Below are 19,161 nucleotides of genomic sequence, written 5' to 3' on the forward strand. Positions count from 1 at the left end.
GTCCGGCGGCGCGACCAACGACACCACGCCGAGCTTCAGCGGCACGACCGAGCCGGGATCTGTCGTCGCGGTGTTCGACAACGGCACGCAGATCGGCACGGCCGTCGTGGCGATGGATGGGACATGGACGTTCACGCCCGAGGCGCCGCTGGGTGAAGGCCGGCATAACCTGACCTTCGTCGCCATCGATGCCGCCGGCAACCAGAGCGCGGCATCTGCGGCTATCGAATTCGCCGTCGATACCGGCGTTCCGGCGGCGCCTGTGCTCAACCCCACGGACGGAACCACCATTTCCGGCACGGCGGAGGGCGGAGCGACGATCGGGCTGGACACCGATGGCGACGGCATTGCCGATGCCACCACGACGGCTGCGGGCGACGGGACCTGGAGCATCACGCTGCCCACGCCACTGGCCGATGGCACCGTTATCAGCGCCACTGCCGCAGACGCCGCTGGCAATATCTCCGGTCCCGGCAGCGCGACCGTCGATGGCAGCATCGATACGACGCCTCCGGCAGCGCCGGTCATTTCCGGCGGCAGCGACGACGCCGATCCCGTGGTCGCGCCGATCGCGGCCGGTGGCTCGACCAACGATCCCACGCCGACGTTCGGCGGAACCACCGAGCCCGGCTCCGTGGTGGAAGTCTTCAACAACGGCGATCTCATCGGCAATGCCCTGGTCGCACCGAATGGCAGCTGGACCTTCACGCCGACCACGCCTCTTGGCGATGGGCTCTACAGCTTCACGTTCGTGGCGGTCGATGTCGCCGGCAACCGCGGCGCCGCGTCCGCACCGTTCGCGTTCACCATCGACACCGGCATTCCCGCGGCTCCGACGATCCGCCCCACCAATGGTGCGTTAATTTCCGGCACGGCCGAAATCGGAGCCACTGTCAGCATCGATATCGGCGACGATGGGGTCATCGACGGGGTCGTCCAGGCGGACGGCGCAGGCGCTTGGACGTTCATGCCCGGCAGCCCCGTGGCGGACGGTACGACAATCTCGGTCACCGCTACGGACGCTGCGGGCAATATCTCCCCGCCCGCGACGGTGCCCGTCGATTCCAGCGTGCCGGTCGCGCCCGGCATCACCGAGATCATCGAGGACGTGGAAAGCGGCCCCGGCGTTGTCGTGAGAGGCGGGGTGAGCAACGATGCGACGCTCACCATCAACGGCACGGCGGAACCGGATTCCACCGTGCGGGTCTACGATGGCACGCTGCTGATCGGCACGCTGACGGCCAGTCCCTCCGGCGACTGGACGCTCACCACCGGTGTGCTGAGCGAAGGAACGCACGAATTCTCGGTCACGGCCACCGACGAGACCGGCAACGTCAGCGGTCCTTCGGTGACGTACGGCGTCATCGTCGATCTCTCGCCGCCCGCGCTTGTTGTGGACCCAACCGATGGCGCCACGCTGACCGGCACGGCCGAGGCAGGCGCCACGGTGCTGGTGGATACCAATGGCGATGGCACGGCCGAGCAGAGCACGGTTGCAGGGGACGACGGCCGCTGGAGCGTCATTTTCACGCCGCCCTTGGCGAGCGGTGCGCTCGTCGATGTCGTCGCGGTCGATCCGGCGGGCAATCCCACCGTGCCCACTACCGTCGTGGTGGACAACTCCATTGACTCTACGCCTCCGCCGGTCCCGCTGCTGGACCGGGTGATGGATGACGTCGACCCGTCTCAGGGGGGGCTTGCAAGCGGGGATTCCACGAACGACACGCAGCCGACCTTCAGTGGAACCGCGCAGCCCGACGTCCTGGTCTCGATCTACGACAACGGTACGCTTCTGGGCACGACGAATGCCGACGAAGTGGGCATCTGGACGTTCACGCCGAACGCGCCTCTGGGGGAGGGCTCCCATAGCCTGACGGTTACGACCACCGATACGGCGGGCAATGAAAGCCTTGCGTCGCCGGCCTTCGAACTCACCGTCGATACCGGCGTTCCGGCACCGCCGGTAATCAACCTGTCCGATGGAACCGCCATCAGCGGCACGGCCGAGCCGAACGCTTTCGTCAATCTCGACCTGGACAACGACGGGATCTTCGAAACGCCGGTTCAGGCGGACGCGTCGGGCGTCTGGCGCTATCAGCCGCCGCTTCCGCTCGGCACTGGCCCGATCGGGGCCGTAGCCATCGATGCGGCGGGGAACACGTCAGGTCCGGCGACAGGCACGATCGACACCGATGTGCCGGCCACGCCGACGATCGCGCTGGTCAGCGACGATATCGGGACCGTCCGCGATCCGATTACCAACGGCGGTTCCACCGACGACGGTCAGCCGACCTTCAGCGGCACCGGCGAGGGCAACGCGCTCATCACCCTCTATGAAGGAGGCACGGTGATCGGCACCGCGCGGGCCGACGGCACGGGTGCCTGGAGCGTCACGCCTTCGGCGCCGCTGGGCCAGGGCAGCCACACCCTGACCATCACGGCGACCGATGCCGTGGGCAATGAAAGTCTTCCGGCGACGTTCACCCTCGTGGTGGACAATGCCGGACCAGCGGCTCCGATTATCTTGGCGGTGGCCGACAACGTGGGCCCGGTGCAGGATCCGTTGGCGACCGGCGATGTCACCGACGACGCGCAGCCCACCTTTACCGGCACGGCGGAAGCGGACTCGACGATCGCCGTCTACGGCAACGGCATTCTCCTTGGGACCACGGACGCGGACAGTTTCGGCTTCTGGAGCTTCACGCCGCCTGAACCGCTTGCGCCGGGCGGCAACAGCCTCGTCTTCGTCGCGACGGATCCGGCAGGCAATATCGGCACGCCGTCCGCGCCTTTCGTACTCACGGTGGATAGCGCCGTGCCGGCTACGCCCACGATCACATCGGCTTTCGACGACATCGGCTCCGTGCAGGGATCTCTCGCCACGGGCGCGTCTACCGACGACCCCCTGCCGGTGCTGACGGGCACGGCGGACCCGAACGCGCAAGTCGCCATTCTCCAGAACGGCTTCCTAGTGGACACGGTTACGGCGGATGCCTTCGGTGTCTGGACCTTTACGCCCGCAGATCCTCTGGGCAACACGACCTATACCTATACGGCCAGCGTCACCAGCGCCGCCGGCGTACCCAGCGCGTCATCCGCGCCTTTCGTGCTGACCGTTTCGACCGCGCTCCCCGCCCCGCCGACGATCGGCTCCGCGGCCGATGACGTGGGCAGTGTCACCGATCCCCTGGTGAGCGGCGATGCCACCGACGACGTTCTTCCAGTCCTGAGCGGCACGGCGCCTCTCGGTACGACGGTCACCGTCTACGACAACGATGTCGCCATCGGTCTCGCCACGATGGACGGCTCCGGAGGATGGACCTTCTCACCCACTTCCGCCCTGTCCGAAGGCCCCCACGTGTTCACCGCCAGGGCCACGGACGCGATCGGCAATACGAGTCCGGTTTCCGGTGCCTTCACGATCGTGGTGGACACGAGCGCGCCGCTGGCGCCCGAGATCGACCCCAGTGCGGGCGCGATCCTGACCGGCACGGCCGAGCAGAACGCGACCATCCTGCTCGACCTCGACGGCGACGGCGTGACCGACGACCAGACCACGGCGAACGAAGACGGAGACTGGACTTACGCTCCCGGCACCCCGCTGGCGGGCGGGACCACCGTGATCGTGACGGCCATGGACGCCGCCGGCAACGCCTCCGGTACGGACCGTATCATCATCGACCGCACGCCTCCGCAGGCGCCGAGCATCGATCGCGTGGTCGACAATGTCGGCGCGCAAGTGGGGACCGTAACGAATGGCGGTACGAGCGACGATACTTCGCTCGATCTGTTCGGTACGGCCGAGCCGAATGCGACCGTCCTGGTCTATGATGCCGGTGTCCTTGTGGGCACCACAGCAGCCGGAATCGACGGTACCTGGGCGCTGACGGTGACCGCTGCAGCAAGAGCCGCCCCCCATTCCTTCACGGCCACTGCCACCGACCCGCTCGGCAACCTGGGCCCGGCTTCGGCGCCTTACACCGTTACGGTGGATGTTAGCCCGGCCATCGCTCCCGTCATCACCGGCGTCACGGATGACGTGGGCCTGATACGCGGCAACGTGATCGACACGGGTGTCACCGACGATACCCTGCCGACGATCGTCGGTACGGCCGGCGCCAATGCGACGGTGCAAGTCTACGAAGGCGGGAACCTGCTCGGTACGACCACCGCGAACGGCAGCGGGGAGTGGAGCCTGACACTGACGGCGGCGCTGGGCAGCGGCGCGCATAGGTTCACCGCCGTCGCCACCAATGCGGCGGGGAACTCGGCGCCGTCCGTGGGTGGCTACGAGATCACGGTGGATACCTCGGTTCCCAGCGTGCCGACGATCACCGAGGCCGAGGACAATGCCCCCGGCAACATCGATCCGGTGTCGAACGGCGGCCTCACCAACGATCCGACGCCGACGCTGGTCGGCCGGGGAGATCCGGAAGCGACGGTGACCGTCTATGTCAACGGCACCCCGGTAGGCACGACACAGGTCCTGGCTTCGGGCGACTGGTCGTTCGAATTGCCCAGCCTGCAGGACGGACTGCAGAGCATCACCGTAAGCGCCGCCAATGCGGCAGGCGCCAGCAGCGGGCAGTCGCCGGCCTTCGCCTTTACCCTGGATGCCAGCGTGCCCAACGCGCCTCTTGTCGACCCCACCAACGGCACGGGCACCCTGAGCGGCACGGCCGAGCCAGATGCGGCCGTCAGCATCGTGATCGACGGCGCTGCGCCCGTGACCGTTCCCGTGGACGGCAGCGGCGTCTGGACCTACCCCATTCCGGGAAGCACGCCTGCAGGCGCGATCTCCGTCACGGCTATCGATGCGGCAGGCAACGCCTCGCCGCCTACGGCCGTCCCGATCGATCTGACGCCGCCGCTCGCGCCTCAACTGGTCTCGGCTCTGGACGATCAGGGCGACCGCGTCGGAGCGATCGGCGGCATCAATGCCACGATCGACGATGGCTTCCCGGCTTTCACCGGCACTGCCGAGCCGAATGCAACCGTGCGCATCTACGACAATCTGAACCCGATCGGCACCGTTCAGGCCGACGCGGACGGCGACTGGTCCTTCACCCCTACCACCGCTCTGGGCAATGGGCCGCACAGCATCACTTTCGAGGCGACCGACGCTGCCGGAAACCTCGGACCGGCCAGTACCGCGCTGGAATTCACGGTACTGACGGGTCAGCCCAACGTTCCGACGATCGCGGCCGTTTCCAACAACGAGGGCTCCGCCCCGGTCCTTATCGTTGGCGGCAGTGCCACCAACGATCCGACGCCGCTCATCTCCGGCTCCGCAGATGCGAACGCTCTTATCACGCTCTATGTCGACGGTGCCGCCGTGGACACCGTCCTTGCAGGGCCGGACGGCGATTGGGCGTTCGTCTCCGCCCTCCTGCTGGACGGGCCGCACACGATCGCGGTTTCCGCTACGAACGCGGCCGGCAACCAAAGCACGCTCTCCGGCAATTACGCGATCGTCGTCGATACGGTGGACCCGCTCGCTCCCACGATCCAGGCCAGCGACGGCACCACGGTGGTCGGTGAGGCCGAAGCGGGAACCGTGATCACACTGACGGTGCCGGGCGACGGCGACTATACCGCCATCGCCAACAGCCGCGGCGAATGGACCGTGACACTCTCGACGCGGGCTGCCGATGAAGCCGTGCTCACCGCCGTCGCCAGGGACGCGGCCGGCAATGTCTCCGATGCAGGCACGGGTGTCGTGGATTACGACACCAATTCGACACCGCCTCCCATTCCCGCGATCACGGCGATCGAGGACAATGCCGGGCCGGTCACCGGTCTGATCGAGGACGGCACCGTCACCGACGATCCCACGCCTCTGATCTCCGGCACGGCCGCGGCCAATGTCCTGATCACGGTCTACGACGGCGACACGGTGATCGGCACCACTAACAGCGATGGCACAGGCGCATGGAGCCTGACCCTGACACAGGGCTTGGGTGAAGGTCCCCACAGCATCTCCGCCACCGCGACTGCCAGTGGCGTGGAAAGCATCAGCGGCGATGCGACCGGCTTCACCATCGACCTGACCGCTCCCGGCGTGCCGATCATCGAAACCGGCGATGGAACGCTCCTGGCCGGCACGGCGGAAGCGAATGCCACGGTGATCATCACGTATCCCGGCGGCTCCGCCATCGTTCAGGCCGACGGCGCGGGTAACTGGAGCTATACGCCCAACCCGGCTTTCGTCGAGGGCGACACGGTCACCGTCATCGCTCGCGACGCTGCCGGCAATCCGTCTCAACCGGCCACGGCGGTCTTCGACACGACTGCGCCTGCCGTTCCCACCATCTCGGGCGTGGACGACAATGTCGGCGGGGTCATCGGTCCGGTCGTGCCCGGCGGCGGTACGGACGATACCACGCCGACCCTGACCGGTCTGGCGGAAGCGGGCTCGACCGTCTCGATCTACGACGGGACCACGTTGCTAGGTACGACCGTGGCCACAGGCGGAAGCTGGACCTTCACGCCGCCCGTCGGTCTGGGAGAGGGGCCGCACAGCTTCACGGTAACGGCGACCGACGCCTTCGGCAATGTCAGCGCAGGCTCCGTAGCTTATGAACTGACGGTTGTGACGACTACGCCCCTGGCCCCGGCCATCTCCGGCGTGGCCGATGACGTCGGCACCATTCGCGGCCCCCTCGTCAGCGGCGGCAGCACCGACGACCCCCAGCCTACGCTCAGCGGCACCGCCGGGGCCAATCTCACGATCACACTCTATGACGGCGCCGACGTCATCGGCAGCACGACCAGCGATCCTGCCGGTGCCTGGTCGATCACGGCGCCCGCCTTGGGGCAGGGCACGCATGTGCTTACGGTCACGGCGAGCAATGCAGCCGGGACCGAGGGGCCGGCGTCTGCGCCGTTCACCGTCAATGTGGACCTCACATCGCCCGCCTTGCCCCTGGTGACGGCAGTCACGGACGACATCGGTGCAGTCCAGGGCGGCCTTGCGGCAGACGCGCAGACAGACGATACCCGGCCGACGCTGACCGGCACGGCCGATCCCGGCACCACCATCTCCATCTTCGACAATGGTAACCTCATCGGCACAGCGAGCGCCGATGGTGCGGGAGCCTGGAGCTTCACGCCCACCACGCCGCTGACGCCCGGTCTCCATGCGCTGACCGTCACGGCTACGGATGCCGTAGGAAACCAGAGCGCCGCCACGGCGCCCTTCAACCTGACCGTCGACACGGCGCCCCCGGTCGCGCCGGTCATCACCGGGGCGACCGATGACGTCGGTGTGGGCAGTGCGATCCCCAACGGCGGTTCCACCGACGACGCCCTCCCTCTGTTGACCGGTACGGCGGAACCGAATTCCACCGTCTCGATCTATAACAATGGCGTCCTGCTCGGCACGGCCGCGGCGAGTGGGACAGGGGCCTGGACCTTCACGCCATTGTCTCCGCTGGCGGACGGCCCGAACAGCTTTACCGCTGTGGCTCGCGACCCGGCCGGCAATGTCGGTGGGACCTCCGCGGCCTATGTGGTGACGGTCGACACTACGCCGCCTGCCGCTCCGGTCATCACTGGCGCTCTCGACGACGCGACCCCGCAGACCGGCCCGCTCGTCAGTGGCGGTGCCACCAACGACCAGACACCGACGATCTCCGGTACGGCGGAAGCCAATGCCAGCATCGCGGTCTTCGACAACGGCGTACTGATCGGGACCACCAATGCAGATGCCGCCGGCGTCTGGAGCTTCACGCCGACTTTGTCGCTGGGCGACGGCAGCCACAGCTTCACCGTTCGCGCGACCGACGCGACCGGCAACCAGGGCGCCGCCTCCGCCGCTTACACGGTCAGGGTCGACACGAGTGCACCGGCGGCGCCGACCATCGCCGGCGTCACCGACGATCTCGGCACCGTCCAGGGCCCGGTCGCCAACGGGGGGACGACCAATGACCCCGTCCTGCTGCTGCGCGGCACGGCGGAGGCCGGCGCCACGCTGACGATCCTGGCGAACGGCGCGGCGATCGGAACGACGCAGGTCGATGCCACCGGCAACTGGACCTTCAGCCCGGCCGCAGGACTGGCGGAAGGCACTTACGCCTTCACGGCCATCGCTACCGACGCGGCCGGCAATCCCGGCGGTCCTTCGGCAGCCTTCACGATCACCGTGGATCTCACGGCACCGCCGACGCCCGTCATCACCAACATCGTCGACGACGTGGCTCCCAACATCGGAGCGATCGGCAGCGGCGGCCTGTCCAACGATGCCTCACCGCAATTGAACGGAACGGCGGCGGCCAATACAGTCGTCCTCATCTACGACGGCAGTGTTCTGCTCGGCAGCACGACGTCCAACGGCAGCGGTGCCTGGAGCTTCACGCCGGACGCGGCAATCGCGAACGGCACCCACAGCTTCACGGCGGTGGCGGTCGATCCTGCGGGAAATGCCAGCGGCGCTTCGAACACCTATGGTCTGGTCGTAGACACCGCTGCGCCGGTGCAGACGATCGCCATTACCCTCCTGACGACCGACACCGGCACGCAGGGAGACTGGAGCACCCAGGACACCAGCCCGACGATCGGCGGGACGCTCAGTGCGCCCCTCGGAGCCGGTGAGCAGGTGCAGGTACGGATCGACGGCGGAGCCTGGGTGAATGCCAGCGCCTCGGGCTCGACCTGGTTCTACGGCGCCGGAACGCTGGCTAACGGATCGCACAGCATTTCCGCCCGCGTCGTCGATGCGGCAGGAAACATCGGCAACAGCGCGTCGCAGACGCTGAACATCAGCGCCATTCCCGCGCAGGCGCCGATCGTCCAAGCCAGCGGTACATCGCTACTGGGGCTTGTCGGCGTGGAGGCGCTGAACCTGATCGACCTCAGCACCCAATCGCTGACGGCGGTGGATCCGAACAACAATCTCAGGAGCGTCCAGGTCCGCTATGCGCCGCTTCTTGCGCTCAGCCTCGGCGCCTATACGCTGACGGCTTCTTCCGTGCTTGCGACGGAGCTGGGGCTTCAGATCAACATCAGCAATACCTCGGGGATCCTCGGCATCGTCGCGCCGACATCGACGCTGACGATCACCGCGATCGGGGGCGGAACGATTGATAACCTGGCCGTCAACGAGCTGCTCAATACCGTCCACTTCCAGCAGAACGTCTCGACGCTCGGGCTGGACCTGCTGAACTCGATCAGCATAACCGCGACGGACTCCAGCAATCTCTCCTCGACGTCCTCCACCGGAACGCTGCTCGATCTCAGCCTGCTGAATGCGAGCGGGTCTCCCAACGTCATAGAAGGCGGCCTCGGCAACGATCCGCTCAACGGAACGGCGGGCAACGATCGCCTCTACGGCCATGCCGGAAACGATGTCCTGAACGGCGGTGCCGGTAACGACTTCCTGCGCGGAGGTGCGGGCGCCGATACGCTCAACGGCGGTGCCGGCAACGATACCCTGGTCTACGACGCGGCCGACACTTTGATCGACGGTGGAACCGGAACGGATACACTTCTGATCGACAGCGGCACCGGACAAGTGCTGGATTTGGGAACGGCCAACAATATCCGCAATATAGAGGTGATCAACCTGGGCATGGGCGACGCGGGACGACGCATCAATCTCACCGAAGCGGGTGTAATTCGCGCGACGGAAGGCAGCCACCAGCTCACCATCAACGGCGATCAGAACGACAGTGTCACGATGACGGGCGCGGTGTTCCAGGGGCAAACCTTGATCAATGGAGAAGCGTACAACCACTACTCGCTCGGAACGACGGATGTCTTCGTCGATCATCCGGTGATGGTCGTCGTCTGAGCGCAATTCCTGCCATCGATCTGGATAACGAAAGGGGAGCATGGCGCTTACGGAATGGAGGGGTGCCGGGACGGTGGGGATCGCCGTCCTGGCCATCGTGGGAAGTCGATGTCACGCAGAGGAACGGGAATACAAAAGTAAGGTCGCGGCGTCGGGCGAATTGCCGCCGCTGAGCGCACAGTCAGGAGCGGCAGGCGAGCCGGCGCCCGTGGCTTCGCAGATTGAACAGGTATCAGCCGCAGCACCCACCCCCGGCCTGCCCGCGTTGCAGCCTGTCGGCCAGGAAGCGGAGGAAACGGGCGTGCCCGGTGTTCCTCCGCATCTAGATATGTCCGATGCGGTTGTTTTGACTCTTCTGCGCCACCCTGAAGTGTCGCGAGCGAACGCGGCACTCGCACGCGGTCGGGCCGACCTCGGTGCCGCCAAGTCCGCCTGGTATCCCCAGGTTTCCTACCAGGCCAACCTGGGGCCCAACATGCTGTCCGGCCGAAATACGTCCGGCCTGAACGAGAACATGGCCGGGCCGAGCGTCTACCTTCAGCAACAGGTCTGGGATTTCGGCCGTTCCAAAGGAGAGATCGGCGCCGCGCGCTCGACCATGCGGCAGCGCCGTTACGAGCTGGAATCGGTGGCGGATCAACTGGCGGAGCAGGGCGCATTGGCGTTCCTCCAGGTGAAACGCTATGAGCTGCTTTCGATCGAAGCGCGAAAACAGGTCGCGGAACTCGAACGTCTCCGTCACCTGATCGGCCTGCGCGTGAACGCGGGCGTGTCGGACAAGTCGGATCTCATGCTGGCCGACGTGCGCGTGGAAAGTTCCCGCGGCGAGGCGATCCAGGCGGAAACGGCACTCGCGGTGGCCCAGTCTGGTCTGCTCAACCTGATCGGAGACCTTCCGCAAAGCTACGAGGATCCTGCCGCGCAGATATCGCGTTTCGAGACCGGTGAGGACGAGCCCGACTACGACAGGCTGCCATCGGTCGTCGCCACGCAAGAAGCCGAACATGCCGCCGCCGCGAAGATCGGCCAGGCCAGGGCTGAGCGCTATCCGCGCCTGGGGCTGCAAATGGGCTACACCCGCAATAACTACAGCTACAATACGCGCGACAATTCCTTCGCCGGCATGGTGACGGTTACCGGCGATCTCTATCGCCGCAGCAACCATTACCTGATCGAGGCGGCGGAAGAGGATCGCCGCGCTGCCGAAGCGACGCGGGATGCCGTCGTGCTCGAAGCGCGCGGCAAGGCGCTTGCGTCCCGGCAGGAAATCCGGGCGGGCCATGCCAGGATATCCGCCTACACGCACCAGGAGGAACAGGCGGTTACCGCCAGTCGCATCTTCTTCGAAGAATACAAGCTCGGCAAACGGACCCTTACCGAGCTGCTGAACACCCAGCTCGAAGTCTACCGCGCCGCCAGCGCCCGCATTTCCGCGCAATACGACATCATGGAAGCGCGCGTCCGTTTCGAAAACGTCAGCGGCACCCTGCGGCCTTCGCTCGGCCTGCCCGCCCGTCTGCGTGAAGAGGAAGACTTCGATGGCTGACAGTGCCGAGATCGTCCACCCGCCCTGGACCTCCGCCGTCGCTGCGCTCGGCACCCTGAAGGGCGTGCCGGTGGGCGCGCAGGAACTGGCGAACCGGCTCTACTGGTCCGAAGGCATGAGCGCGGAGAAGACGCTGATCCACGCCGCGCGGCTGTCGGGGCTGGACTTTCAGATCGTGAACATGCGGCTCGACGATGTGCCCCAGCTCCTGCTTCCCGCCATCGTGGAACTGGACGATCAGGGCACGGCGATACTTCACGCGCGCGACGGGCAGAACGTGCGCGTCTCCATGTCCGGCATGCGGCACGATGCGCCGGTCGAGATCTCGCTGGAGAGCTTCCGCCCGCGCACCACGGGCCGGGTCGGTTTCGTTGAGCCGCTGTCCACCCGTTCGCGCGATGCACGCCTGGACGAATTTCTGCGAACGCCGTCCCGGTCCTGGCTCTGGGACATCATCATGGCCGACCGGCGCGGCTATGGCGAAGTGGTGCTGGGCTCCGTCTTCGGCAACCTGCTGACGTTCGCCACCTCGCTGTTCGCCATGCAGGTGTGGGACCGGGTCATCCCGGCGCAATCGATCCCGACCCTATGGGTGCTGGCGCTGGGCACGGGCATGGCGCTCTTCCTGGAACTGCTGCTGCGCACGGCGCGGGTGCAGCTGGTCGACCGTATCGGGCGGCGAGCGGACATGGCGATTTCCTCTCGCATATTCGCTCGGGCGCTCGACATCCGCAACGATGCGCGTCCGCGCTCCACCGGTTCGCTGATCGCCCAGCTTCGCGACGTGGAGCAGATCCGCGAGATGCTGACATCGACCACGGTGTCGGCGATGATCGATCTGCCGTTCATCCTGCTGTTCCTGGTGCTTTTCGCCTTCCTGGCCGGGCAGCTGACCTTCGTGCTGATCGGCGCGGCGGCCCTGATCCTGCTGCCTGGGCTGCTGCTCCAGCGACCGCTGGCGCGGCTCGCGACCGAGGGCATGCGCGAAGGGGCCCTGCGCAACGCCATCCTCGTGGAATCGATCGAGCGGATCGACGAGATCAAGTCGGCGCAGGCGGAGGCGCGCTTCCAGTCGCTGTGGGAACGCCTTACCCTGGCCGGCACCCGCGTCGGTGCGGAACAGCGCTTCCTTTCGGCCCTGTTCGTCAATTGGACCCAGACCCTGCAGCAACTGGCCTATACCGCCGTGGTGGTGGCCGGCGCCTTCAAGGTCATGGAAGGGGACATGACGATGGGCGCGCTGATCGCCTGCTCCATCCTGACCAGCAGGGCGCTGGTCCTGTTCGTGCCCTTCGGCCAGATCTTCACGCGCTGGCAGAACGCCAAAGTGGCGATGAAAGGGCTGGAGGATCTCTTCGACAAGCCCGTGGACCACGATCCCGAACGCGGCCTGCTGCGCCGCGCCAGGCTCAACGGCTATTACGAAGTCAAGGACCTGACATACGCCTACGATCCCGACGGGCCGCTCGCCCTGAAAGTCGACCGGTTGTCGATCCGGGCCGGAGAGCGCGTGGCCCTGCTGGGACGCATCGGTGCCGGCAAGTCCACCCTGCTGCGGCTGCTATCCGGCCTGGCCTGGCCGACGAGCGGAGAAGTGCTGCTGGATGGGACAAACATCACCCTGATCAATCCGGTCGATATAAGGCGAGATACGGCGTACCTCGGGCAGGGGGCGCAGTTGTTTCTCGGCACGATCCGCGAAAACCTGATGATCGGTGCCCCGGGCGTGAGCGACGAGCAGATCCTGCACGCCCTGGCGGTGACCGGCGGGCTGGCGCTGGTCCAGAACCAGCCGCAGGGATTGGATCTGCTGCTTCAGGAAGGCGGCGCCGGTCTGTCCGGCGGCCAGCGGCAGACTTTGCTTCTCACGCGCGCATTGCTGCGTAACAGCAATATCCTTCTGCTCGACGAACCTTCCGCGCCGCTGGACGACATCAGCGAGCGGGCGCTGGTGTCCAACCTGGGGCAGTGGCTCCGCGGCCGCACACTGGTCGTCACGACAAACCGCCCCGGCCTGCTCGACCTGGTCGACCGCATCGTGGTGATCGATTCCGGCCGTATCGCGCTGGACGGACCGAAAGAGACGGTTCTTGCCGCCTTGGCCGGTCCGGCCGGGATCAGGGAGAAGCGGGCATGACGCGCGGCAATGCGGCATCGGCGATGGCCGGCGGCGGCCTGCTGGAAGGTCTGCGCGGCGAAGAGGACAGTCGCTGGCTGCGAACGGTCGGGCGCCTGCGGATCATCCCGATCCTCTCGGTCGGCATCCTGGCTTTCCTGATCTGGAGCTACTTCGGCGTCCTCGATGAGGTTGCGGTGGGACCGGGCAAGGTGACGCCCCCGTCGCGTTCGCAAATCATCCAGAGCCTGGAAGGCGGCATCGTCAACGGGATCTTCGTGCACGAAGGGGACATCGTCAAACCGCGCGAAAAGCTGGCCAGCCTGGACCAGGCGCGCTTCAGTTCGATGCTCGGGGAGGCGGAAGCCAAGGCGCGTACCCTGGAAGCCACGGCAGCGCGGCTCGAAGCCGAGATCAACGGCGGCAGCCCGAACTTCCCCAAGGCCGTGCAGGACACGCCCGGCCTGGTCGCACGCGAGATGGAACTGATGCGATCGCGGCGTCAGAACCTGGACGTGGCGACCGCCAGCCTGCGCCAGTCGCTCTCACTGACGCGTCGCCAGCTTTCCATGACGGAGCCGCTGGTCGAACTCGGCGCGGCCAACCAGGTGGAGATCATCCAGCTCCGCCGGCAGGAAAACGAGATCCAGGCCAAGCTGGACTCCTTGCGAAATCAATACGTGATCGACGCCAGCGCCGATTATGCCAAGGCGCGTGCGGAACTTGACCAGGTGACGCAAGTGATCGGCGGCCGCCGCGATCAGCTCGACCGGACGGTGCTCTATTCGCCGGTGCGCGGCATCGTGAAGAACCTGGAGGTGACCACGATCGGCGGGGTGATCCAGCCTGGCGGATCCTTGATGGAAATCGTGCCGCTGGAAAATCAGCTTCTGATCGAATCCCGGATATCCCCTCGGGACATCGCCTTCATCCGCCCCGGCCAGCCTGCGACGGTCAAGATCACCGCTTACGATCCGTCGATCTACGGGACGCTGGCGGGAACGGTCGATCGCATCTCGCCCGATACCTTGCAGGACGAAGTCCATCGCGATCAGGTCTATTACCGCGTCTATGTCCGTACTCAGCGCTCGACCTTGCGGGCGAAAAACGGGCACGAATATGCGATCATGCCCGGCATGGTCTCGACGGTGGAAATCAGAACCGGCCGTAAGACCGTTCTGCAGTACCTGATGAAACCGATCAACAAGGCGAAGGAGGCCATGCGCGAACGCTAAGGCACCTTTGCCTTGAAGCGCCGTCCTAAACCCGCTGACACGACGAATTCGGCAGGCGGTTAGGACTTTTGCCGAGCTTCTCCTGCATCCGCGCCAGGAAGGGGCGTGGGCGAAGGACCGGTTCCGGGTCGCTGCAGCAGGTCGCTTTCCAGGTTCTCGCGCGCGCTTCCCGGTCCTGCGCATCGGCAAGCTGGTTACGATCACCAAGCGTTTCGGTAGAGGCCTCTCCGGTGTTGCAGATGTCTTTGGCCCGCGCGATGGGACCGCCTCCTCCTCCGCCGCCAGCTCCGCCACCGCCGCGCCCGCCGCTGGATCCTCCTCCTCCGCCGCCGCCACTACCACCACCACCACCACTACTACTGCCCCCTCCGGCTTGGCCACCCGATCTGGCGATCGCCGGGGAGGTGAGTGTCGTCGACAGCAGCATGGTCATGCTGGGCGGCACGAGCAGTCCATATTTGCCACAGGCAGCCAGGAAAGCGCGACGATCGCCCTCGCCTTGCGGTCCGGTGAAGATATCGGGCTTTTCCATGACTTGTCTCCGCATTCTGCCCCTCGCCCAAGGGTACAGGAACGCGTCTCACCGGTAAGTCGCTCTTGCGAGTGGCCCGGTTCTTCTCGAATGTTCTAAGCGCTAAGACCTTATGGCCGTGGTAGCTAACACGCTTTTGCGAGACCCCTTCGGACAGGTTACGGAGAATCCACCAGGTGAGCGCTTCCGGATGAGCGTCTTTCGCGAAGAGGCCCCGGAAGCACACAGTACGGCAACAATCGCGGGCGCTTGCCGGCCATGGCAGTGCAGGGCCTCCAAGGGATCAGACCGCTACGTTTCCGATGGGCCGCCGCGACGATTCGAGAAGCTCGAGCAGCCTGCGGGCGATCTCGCGTTCACCCATGACCACATGATCGGCACCGATCCTGCGGAGGTGATCGACTTCCTCGTCCGAGTGCGCGCGGGCCAGGATCTCTATCTCCGGATTGAGCTGGCGAGCGCGCTGGGCGATAACGCCCGCCTCGAAGCCTTCGGGGATCGCGATCATCAGCCGCGTAGCCTCCCGAATACCCGCTTCTTCAAGGACATCGGGGTTGGAGGCATTGCCGGCGACAGCCTCGCGGCCTTGGTCTTGCGCCCGCTGGACGAGGTCGGCGCGTTCCTCGACGATGACCAAGCGCCTGGTCGACGGTGCGAGCCCATCGGCCACCAGGCGCCCGACCCGGCCGTAGCCCACGAGGACGACGCGCTCGCTGACCGGACCGTCATCGGCTGCCCGCCGTTCCCGCTCAGAGCTTGCGATGGAGGGCACCACGCTGTGCCGACCCGCCAGCCAGCGGAACAGCAGCGGATTGGCGAAGATGGAGAATATCGCGCCGGCAAGGATGAGGTCGCGTCCGGCTTCGGGCAGGACGCCCAGTTGCACGCCCAGAGCCGCCAGCATGAAGGAAAACTCGCCGATCTGGGCAAGTCCCGCCGCCACCGTCAGCGCGGTGTGAAGAGGATGGCCGAAGAACCGCACGATGGCGACGGCGGCCAGCGATTTGCCGACGACGACGATCAGCACGGTCGCCAGCACTGCCCAGCCTTGCTCCAACACGACCGCAGGATCGAAAAGCATGCCGACGGAAACAAAGAACAGTACGGCGAAGGCATCGCGTAGCGGCAGCGTCTCTTCCGCGGCGCGGCGGCTGAGCTGCCTTTCACCCATGACCATGCCTGCGAAGAACGCCCCGAGCGCGAAGGACACGTCGAAGAAATAGGCCGCACCGAAGGCGACGCCGAGGGCGATGGCAAGCACGGCCAGGCGGAACAGCTCGCGCGAGCCGGTATGCGCCGCCCAGTGCAGCGCGGCGGGGATAACGCGCTTGCCGACGATCAACATCAGCGCGATGAAACCGCCGACTTTGGCCAGGGTCAGCCCTACCATCCAGGCTAGATCGACGCTCGACTGGGCGCGGCCGTTCGCCAGACCGGCCAGCGCGGGCAGCAGGACGAGCACCAGCACCATCGCCAGATCCTCGACGATCAGCCATCCGATCGCAATGCGGCCGCGCTCCGTCTCCAGCAGTTTGCCGAGCTGCAGCGCTCTTAGCAAAACCACCGTACTCGCCACGGAAAGCGCAAGTCCGAAGACGAGACCGGCGGCCAGGCTCCACCCCAGCCATGCCGAAAGTCCTGCCCCCAGCGCGGTGGCCAAGGCGATCTGGAGCACGGCGCCGGGCAGGGCGATCTTCCTTACGGAGAGCAGGTCGCGCACGGAAAAATGCAGGCCGACGCCGAACATCAGCAGGATAACGCCGAGTTCGGCCAGTTCGTTGGCCAAAGCGCTGTCGGCGACGACGCCGGGCGTGAACGGCCCCACCAGCACGCCGGCGAAGAGGTAGCCCGCTACCGGCGAGATCTTCAGCCGATGCGCAAGGGCGCCCATGGCGAAGGCCGCGACGAGACCGGCGACGACTGTGGCGACAAGAGGCGTACCATGCGGCAAATCAAACTCCTGGTGCGGCTTCGGCGGATGCCTGGGCCGGTTGCCGGCCGCAGCCGGGTTCACGTCATTCCAGGGTGAGGACGAAAGCGACGGCAACGCCCGCCGCGAGCATGGAGCCTGCGAGCAGCAGCGGCAGCATCCACCCTGGAGCTATGTTACGCTTACGGACCATGGCCGGTTCCTCTCCGTTTACGCAGGTTTAGCGCATTGTGCTCAGGATTGCTCTGCCGACGGATTGCTGCATGGTTTCGGAATGTTTCGGCCGTCCAAGCTGTCATTAGATGTCGCGGCGGTAAAGGCCGGCTTCGGCGATCGCTTCAGCCTCTCGTCGCCAAGCGCAGCGCGCCGTCGACGGCGGGGCCATGTTTTGCAGGCTGCCGCCGACCAGGATCCTGGCGCCGTGCTCCACCCAATCCTTCAGGTCGGCGTCGGCTGCGGCGCAGAGGTGCTGCACATAGCGGCCGCATGCGGCATCGCGAGACCAGGCGCAATCGCGCCGGGTCAGGGTGCCGCGCGGAAGTCGCAATAGCCGTTCAGTCGGAAGGCGCAAAGGTCGGACGGCTCCAGAGCGGAGCCGTGACGATTTTTTCCAGCGTACGACCACCTTCAGGCGGCGACCAGCGGCTCGGCATGCGCATGGGCGAGTTCGACCACGTCGGCAGCCAGGCTGTCCACTTGCTCGGGATCGGCGTCCCAGGCGAACATGAACCGGGCGCCGCCGCCGATGAACGTGTAGAACTTCCAGCCGCGCCGGCGCAGCCCTTCCAACACCGGCTCGGGCGCGGAGAGGAACACGGCGTTCGCTTCGACAGGGAAGATCAGCTCAAGGCCGTCCATGCCCGCCACCGCCTTGGCAAGGCGGCGCGCACAGGCATTGGCGTGACGGGCATTTTCCAGCCAGGCGCCGCTCTCCAGGACGCCGATCCACGGCGCCGACAGATAGCGCATCTTCGAGGCCAGTTGGCCGGCCTGTTTGCAGCGATAGGCGAAGTCCTCCGACAGGGCGCGGTCGAAGAAGATGACCGCTTCGCCCGCGGCCATGCCGTTCTTGGTGCCTCCGAAACACAGCACGTCGACCCCGGCCTGCCATGTGATCTGCGCCGGGGAGCAGCCCAGCGCGGCACAGGCATGGGCGAAACGGGCGCCGTCCATGTGCAGTTTCAGGCCGAGTTCGCGGCATGTCGCCGAAATCGCCTCGATCTCCGCGATGGTGTAGACCTGCCCCGTTTCAGTCGGCTGCGTGATGGTGACAACGCGCGGCTTGGGGAAATGAATGTCCGACCGGCCGTTGGCAAGCGCGCGGATCGCCTGCGGCGTGAGCTTGCCGTCGGTGCTTTGGGCGACCAGCAGCTTGGAGCCGTTCGAGAAGAATTCCGGCGCGCCGCATTCGTCGGTCTCGACGTGGGCGGAAGAGGAGCAGATCACCGAGTGATAGGACTGACACAGCGCGGCCAGCGCCAGCGAGTTGGCGGCGGTGCCGTTGAAGGCGAAGTAGACGTCGCAGTCGGCGGAGAACAGCGTGCGAAAGGCGTCCGCGGCGCGCCGGGTCCACTCGTCTTCGCCATAAGCCGGGGCCGAGCCCAGGTTGGCCGCTTCCATGGCCGCCCAGGCCTCGGGACAGATGCCCGCATAGTTGTCGCTGGCGAACTGCTGGGCCGGGATGGGCCGCTCGGTAGCGGTGGAGGGATGACGGGACATGCTATATTCCTTCTGACACGCGATCGAGGTCACGGGCCGGGAAAGAACGACGGCGATGCAGCTGGATAACCCGATTGTTGCCGGTCCGGCCACATCCCTCCACATGTCTGCGGAGGTACCACCTTGCTCGGGAGCAGGTTGGTGCCGGGCACGATCCCGACTCTTGATGCTGCGGCGGTCGTTACGGCCTCCGCTCGAAAGCGTCAACCGCTTCCGCCTATGGCATCCGCGCATATCCCTTTTCGCCGCTCGATCAGCAGGAAGGCTGACTCGACCGGATTGCGGCAGCTTAG

8 protein-coding genes and 1 riboswitch are annotated in these 19,161 nt (G+C 66.2%); of the genes, 4 read left to right on the forward strand and 4 right to left on the reverse strand.

The genetic code is table 11. The features are described from left to right. The 4 genes from L284_RS35345 to L284_RS35360 form a co-directional block, all read left to right on the forward strand. Positions 1–9,790 (forward strand): Ig-like domain repeat protein (locus tag L284_RS35345; RefSeq protein ID WP_021234039.1); only part of this gene is annotated, 9,790 nt, incomplete at its 5' end. A 346-nt stretch (positions 9,791–10,136) separates the two neighbouring features. Then, positions 10,137–11,336, forward strand: a complete 1,200-nt coding sequence (locus L284_RS35350) for a TolC family protein (protein ID WP_235054360.1) — start codon at positions 10,137–10,139, stop codon at positions 11,334–11,336. Beyond that, a complete protein-coding gene (locus tag L284_RS35355; RefSeq protein WP_021234041.1) occupies positions 11,329–13,473 on the forward strand; it encodes a type I secretion system permease/ATPase in 2,145 nt (714 codons plus the stop codon). Before L284_RS35350 ends, L284_RS35355 begins: the two co-directional genes overlap by 8 nt. Next, positions 13,470–14,687 carry an HlyD family type I secretion periplasmic adaptor subunit gene (locus L284_RS35360; protein WP_021234042.1) on the forward strand — a complete coding sequence of 406 codons (1,218 nt, stop codon included), beginning with the start codon at positions 13,470–13,472 and terminating at the stop codon, positions 14,685–14,687. The genes L284_RS35355 and L284_RS35360 overlap by 4 nt, the downstream gene beginning before the upstream one ends. 25 nt (positions 14,688–14,712) lie before the next feature. Here L284_RS35360 and L284_RS48495 read toward each other — a convergent pair whose 3' ends face one another. The 4 genes from L284_RS48495 to L284_RS35375 all read right to left on the reverse strand — a co-directional run bounded on the left by L284_RS48495 (position 14,713) and on the right by L284_RS35375 (position 18,868). Continuing rightward, positions 14,713–15,219, reverse strand: coding sequence for a hypothetical protein (locus L284_RS48495; RefSeq protein WP_200861652.1), 507 nt, complete (start codon positions 15,217–15,219; stop codon positions 14,713–14,715). Between the two features lie 283 nt (positions 15,220–15,502). Next, a complete protein-coding gene (gene ybaL, locus L284_RS35365; protein WP_031342117.1) occupies positions 15,503–17,170 on the reverse strand; it encodes a YbaL family putative K(+) efflux transporter in 1,668 nt (555 codons plus the stop codon). A 277-nt stretch (positions 17,171–17,447) separates the two neighbouring features. Continuing rightward, on the reverse strand, positions 17,448–17,696 hold the full coding sequence (locus L284_RS35370; RefSeq protein ID WP_021234044.1) for a ferredoxin reductase domain-containing protein: 249 nt from the start codon (positions 17,694–17,696) through the stop codon (positions 17,448–17,450). Between the two features lie 80 nt (positions 17,697–17,776). After that, positions 17,777–18,868 carry a threonine aldolase family protein gene (locus L284_RS35375; RefSeq protein ID WP_021234045.1) on the reverse strand — a complete coding sequence of 364 codons (1,092 nt, stop codon included), beginning with the start codon at positions 18,866–18,868 and terminating at the stop codon, positions 17,777–17,779. A 64-nt stretch (positions 18,869–18,932) separates the two neighbouring features. Beyond that, positions 18,933–19,043: riboswitch (SAM-I-IV-variant riboswitch) on the reverse strand. Between the last annotated feature and the right edge of the window lie 118 nt (positions 19,044–19,161).

It is taken from the genome of Novosphingobium lindaniclasticum LE124 (assembly GCF_000445125.1).
Lineage (GTDB): Bacteria > Pseudomonadota > Alphaproteobacteria > Sphingomonadales > Sphingomonadaceae > Novosphingobium > Novosphingobium lindaniclasticum.

Excerpts from the sequence above, each read along its gene's own strand:
- L284_RS35355 (WP_021234041.1), top strand. The coding sequence starts at position 11,329 with ATGGCTGACAGTGCCGAGATCGTCCACCCGCCCTGGACCTCCGCCGTC.
- L284_RS35360 (WP_021234042.1), top strand. The coding sequence starts at position 13,470 with ATGACGCGCGGCAATGCGGCATCGGCGATGGCCGGCGGCGGCCTGCTG.
- L284_RS48495 (WP_200861652.1), bottom strand. The coding sequence starts at position 15,219 with ATGGAAAAGCCCGATATCTTCACCGGACCGCAAGGCGAGGGCGATCGT.
- L284_RS35375 (WP_021234045.1), bottom strand. The coding sequence starts at position 18,868 with ATGTCCCGTCATCCCTCCACCGCTACCGAGCGGCCCATCCCGGCCCAG.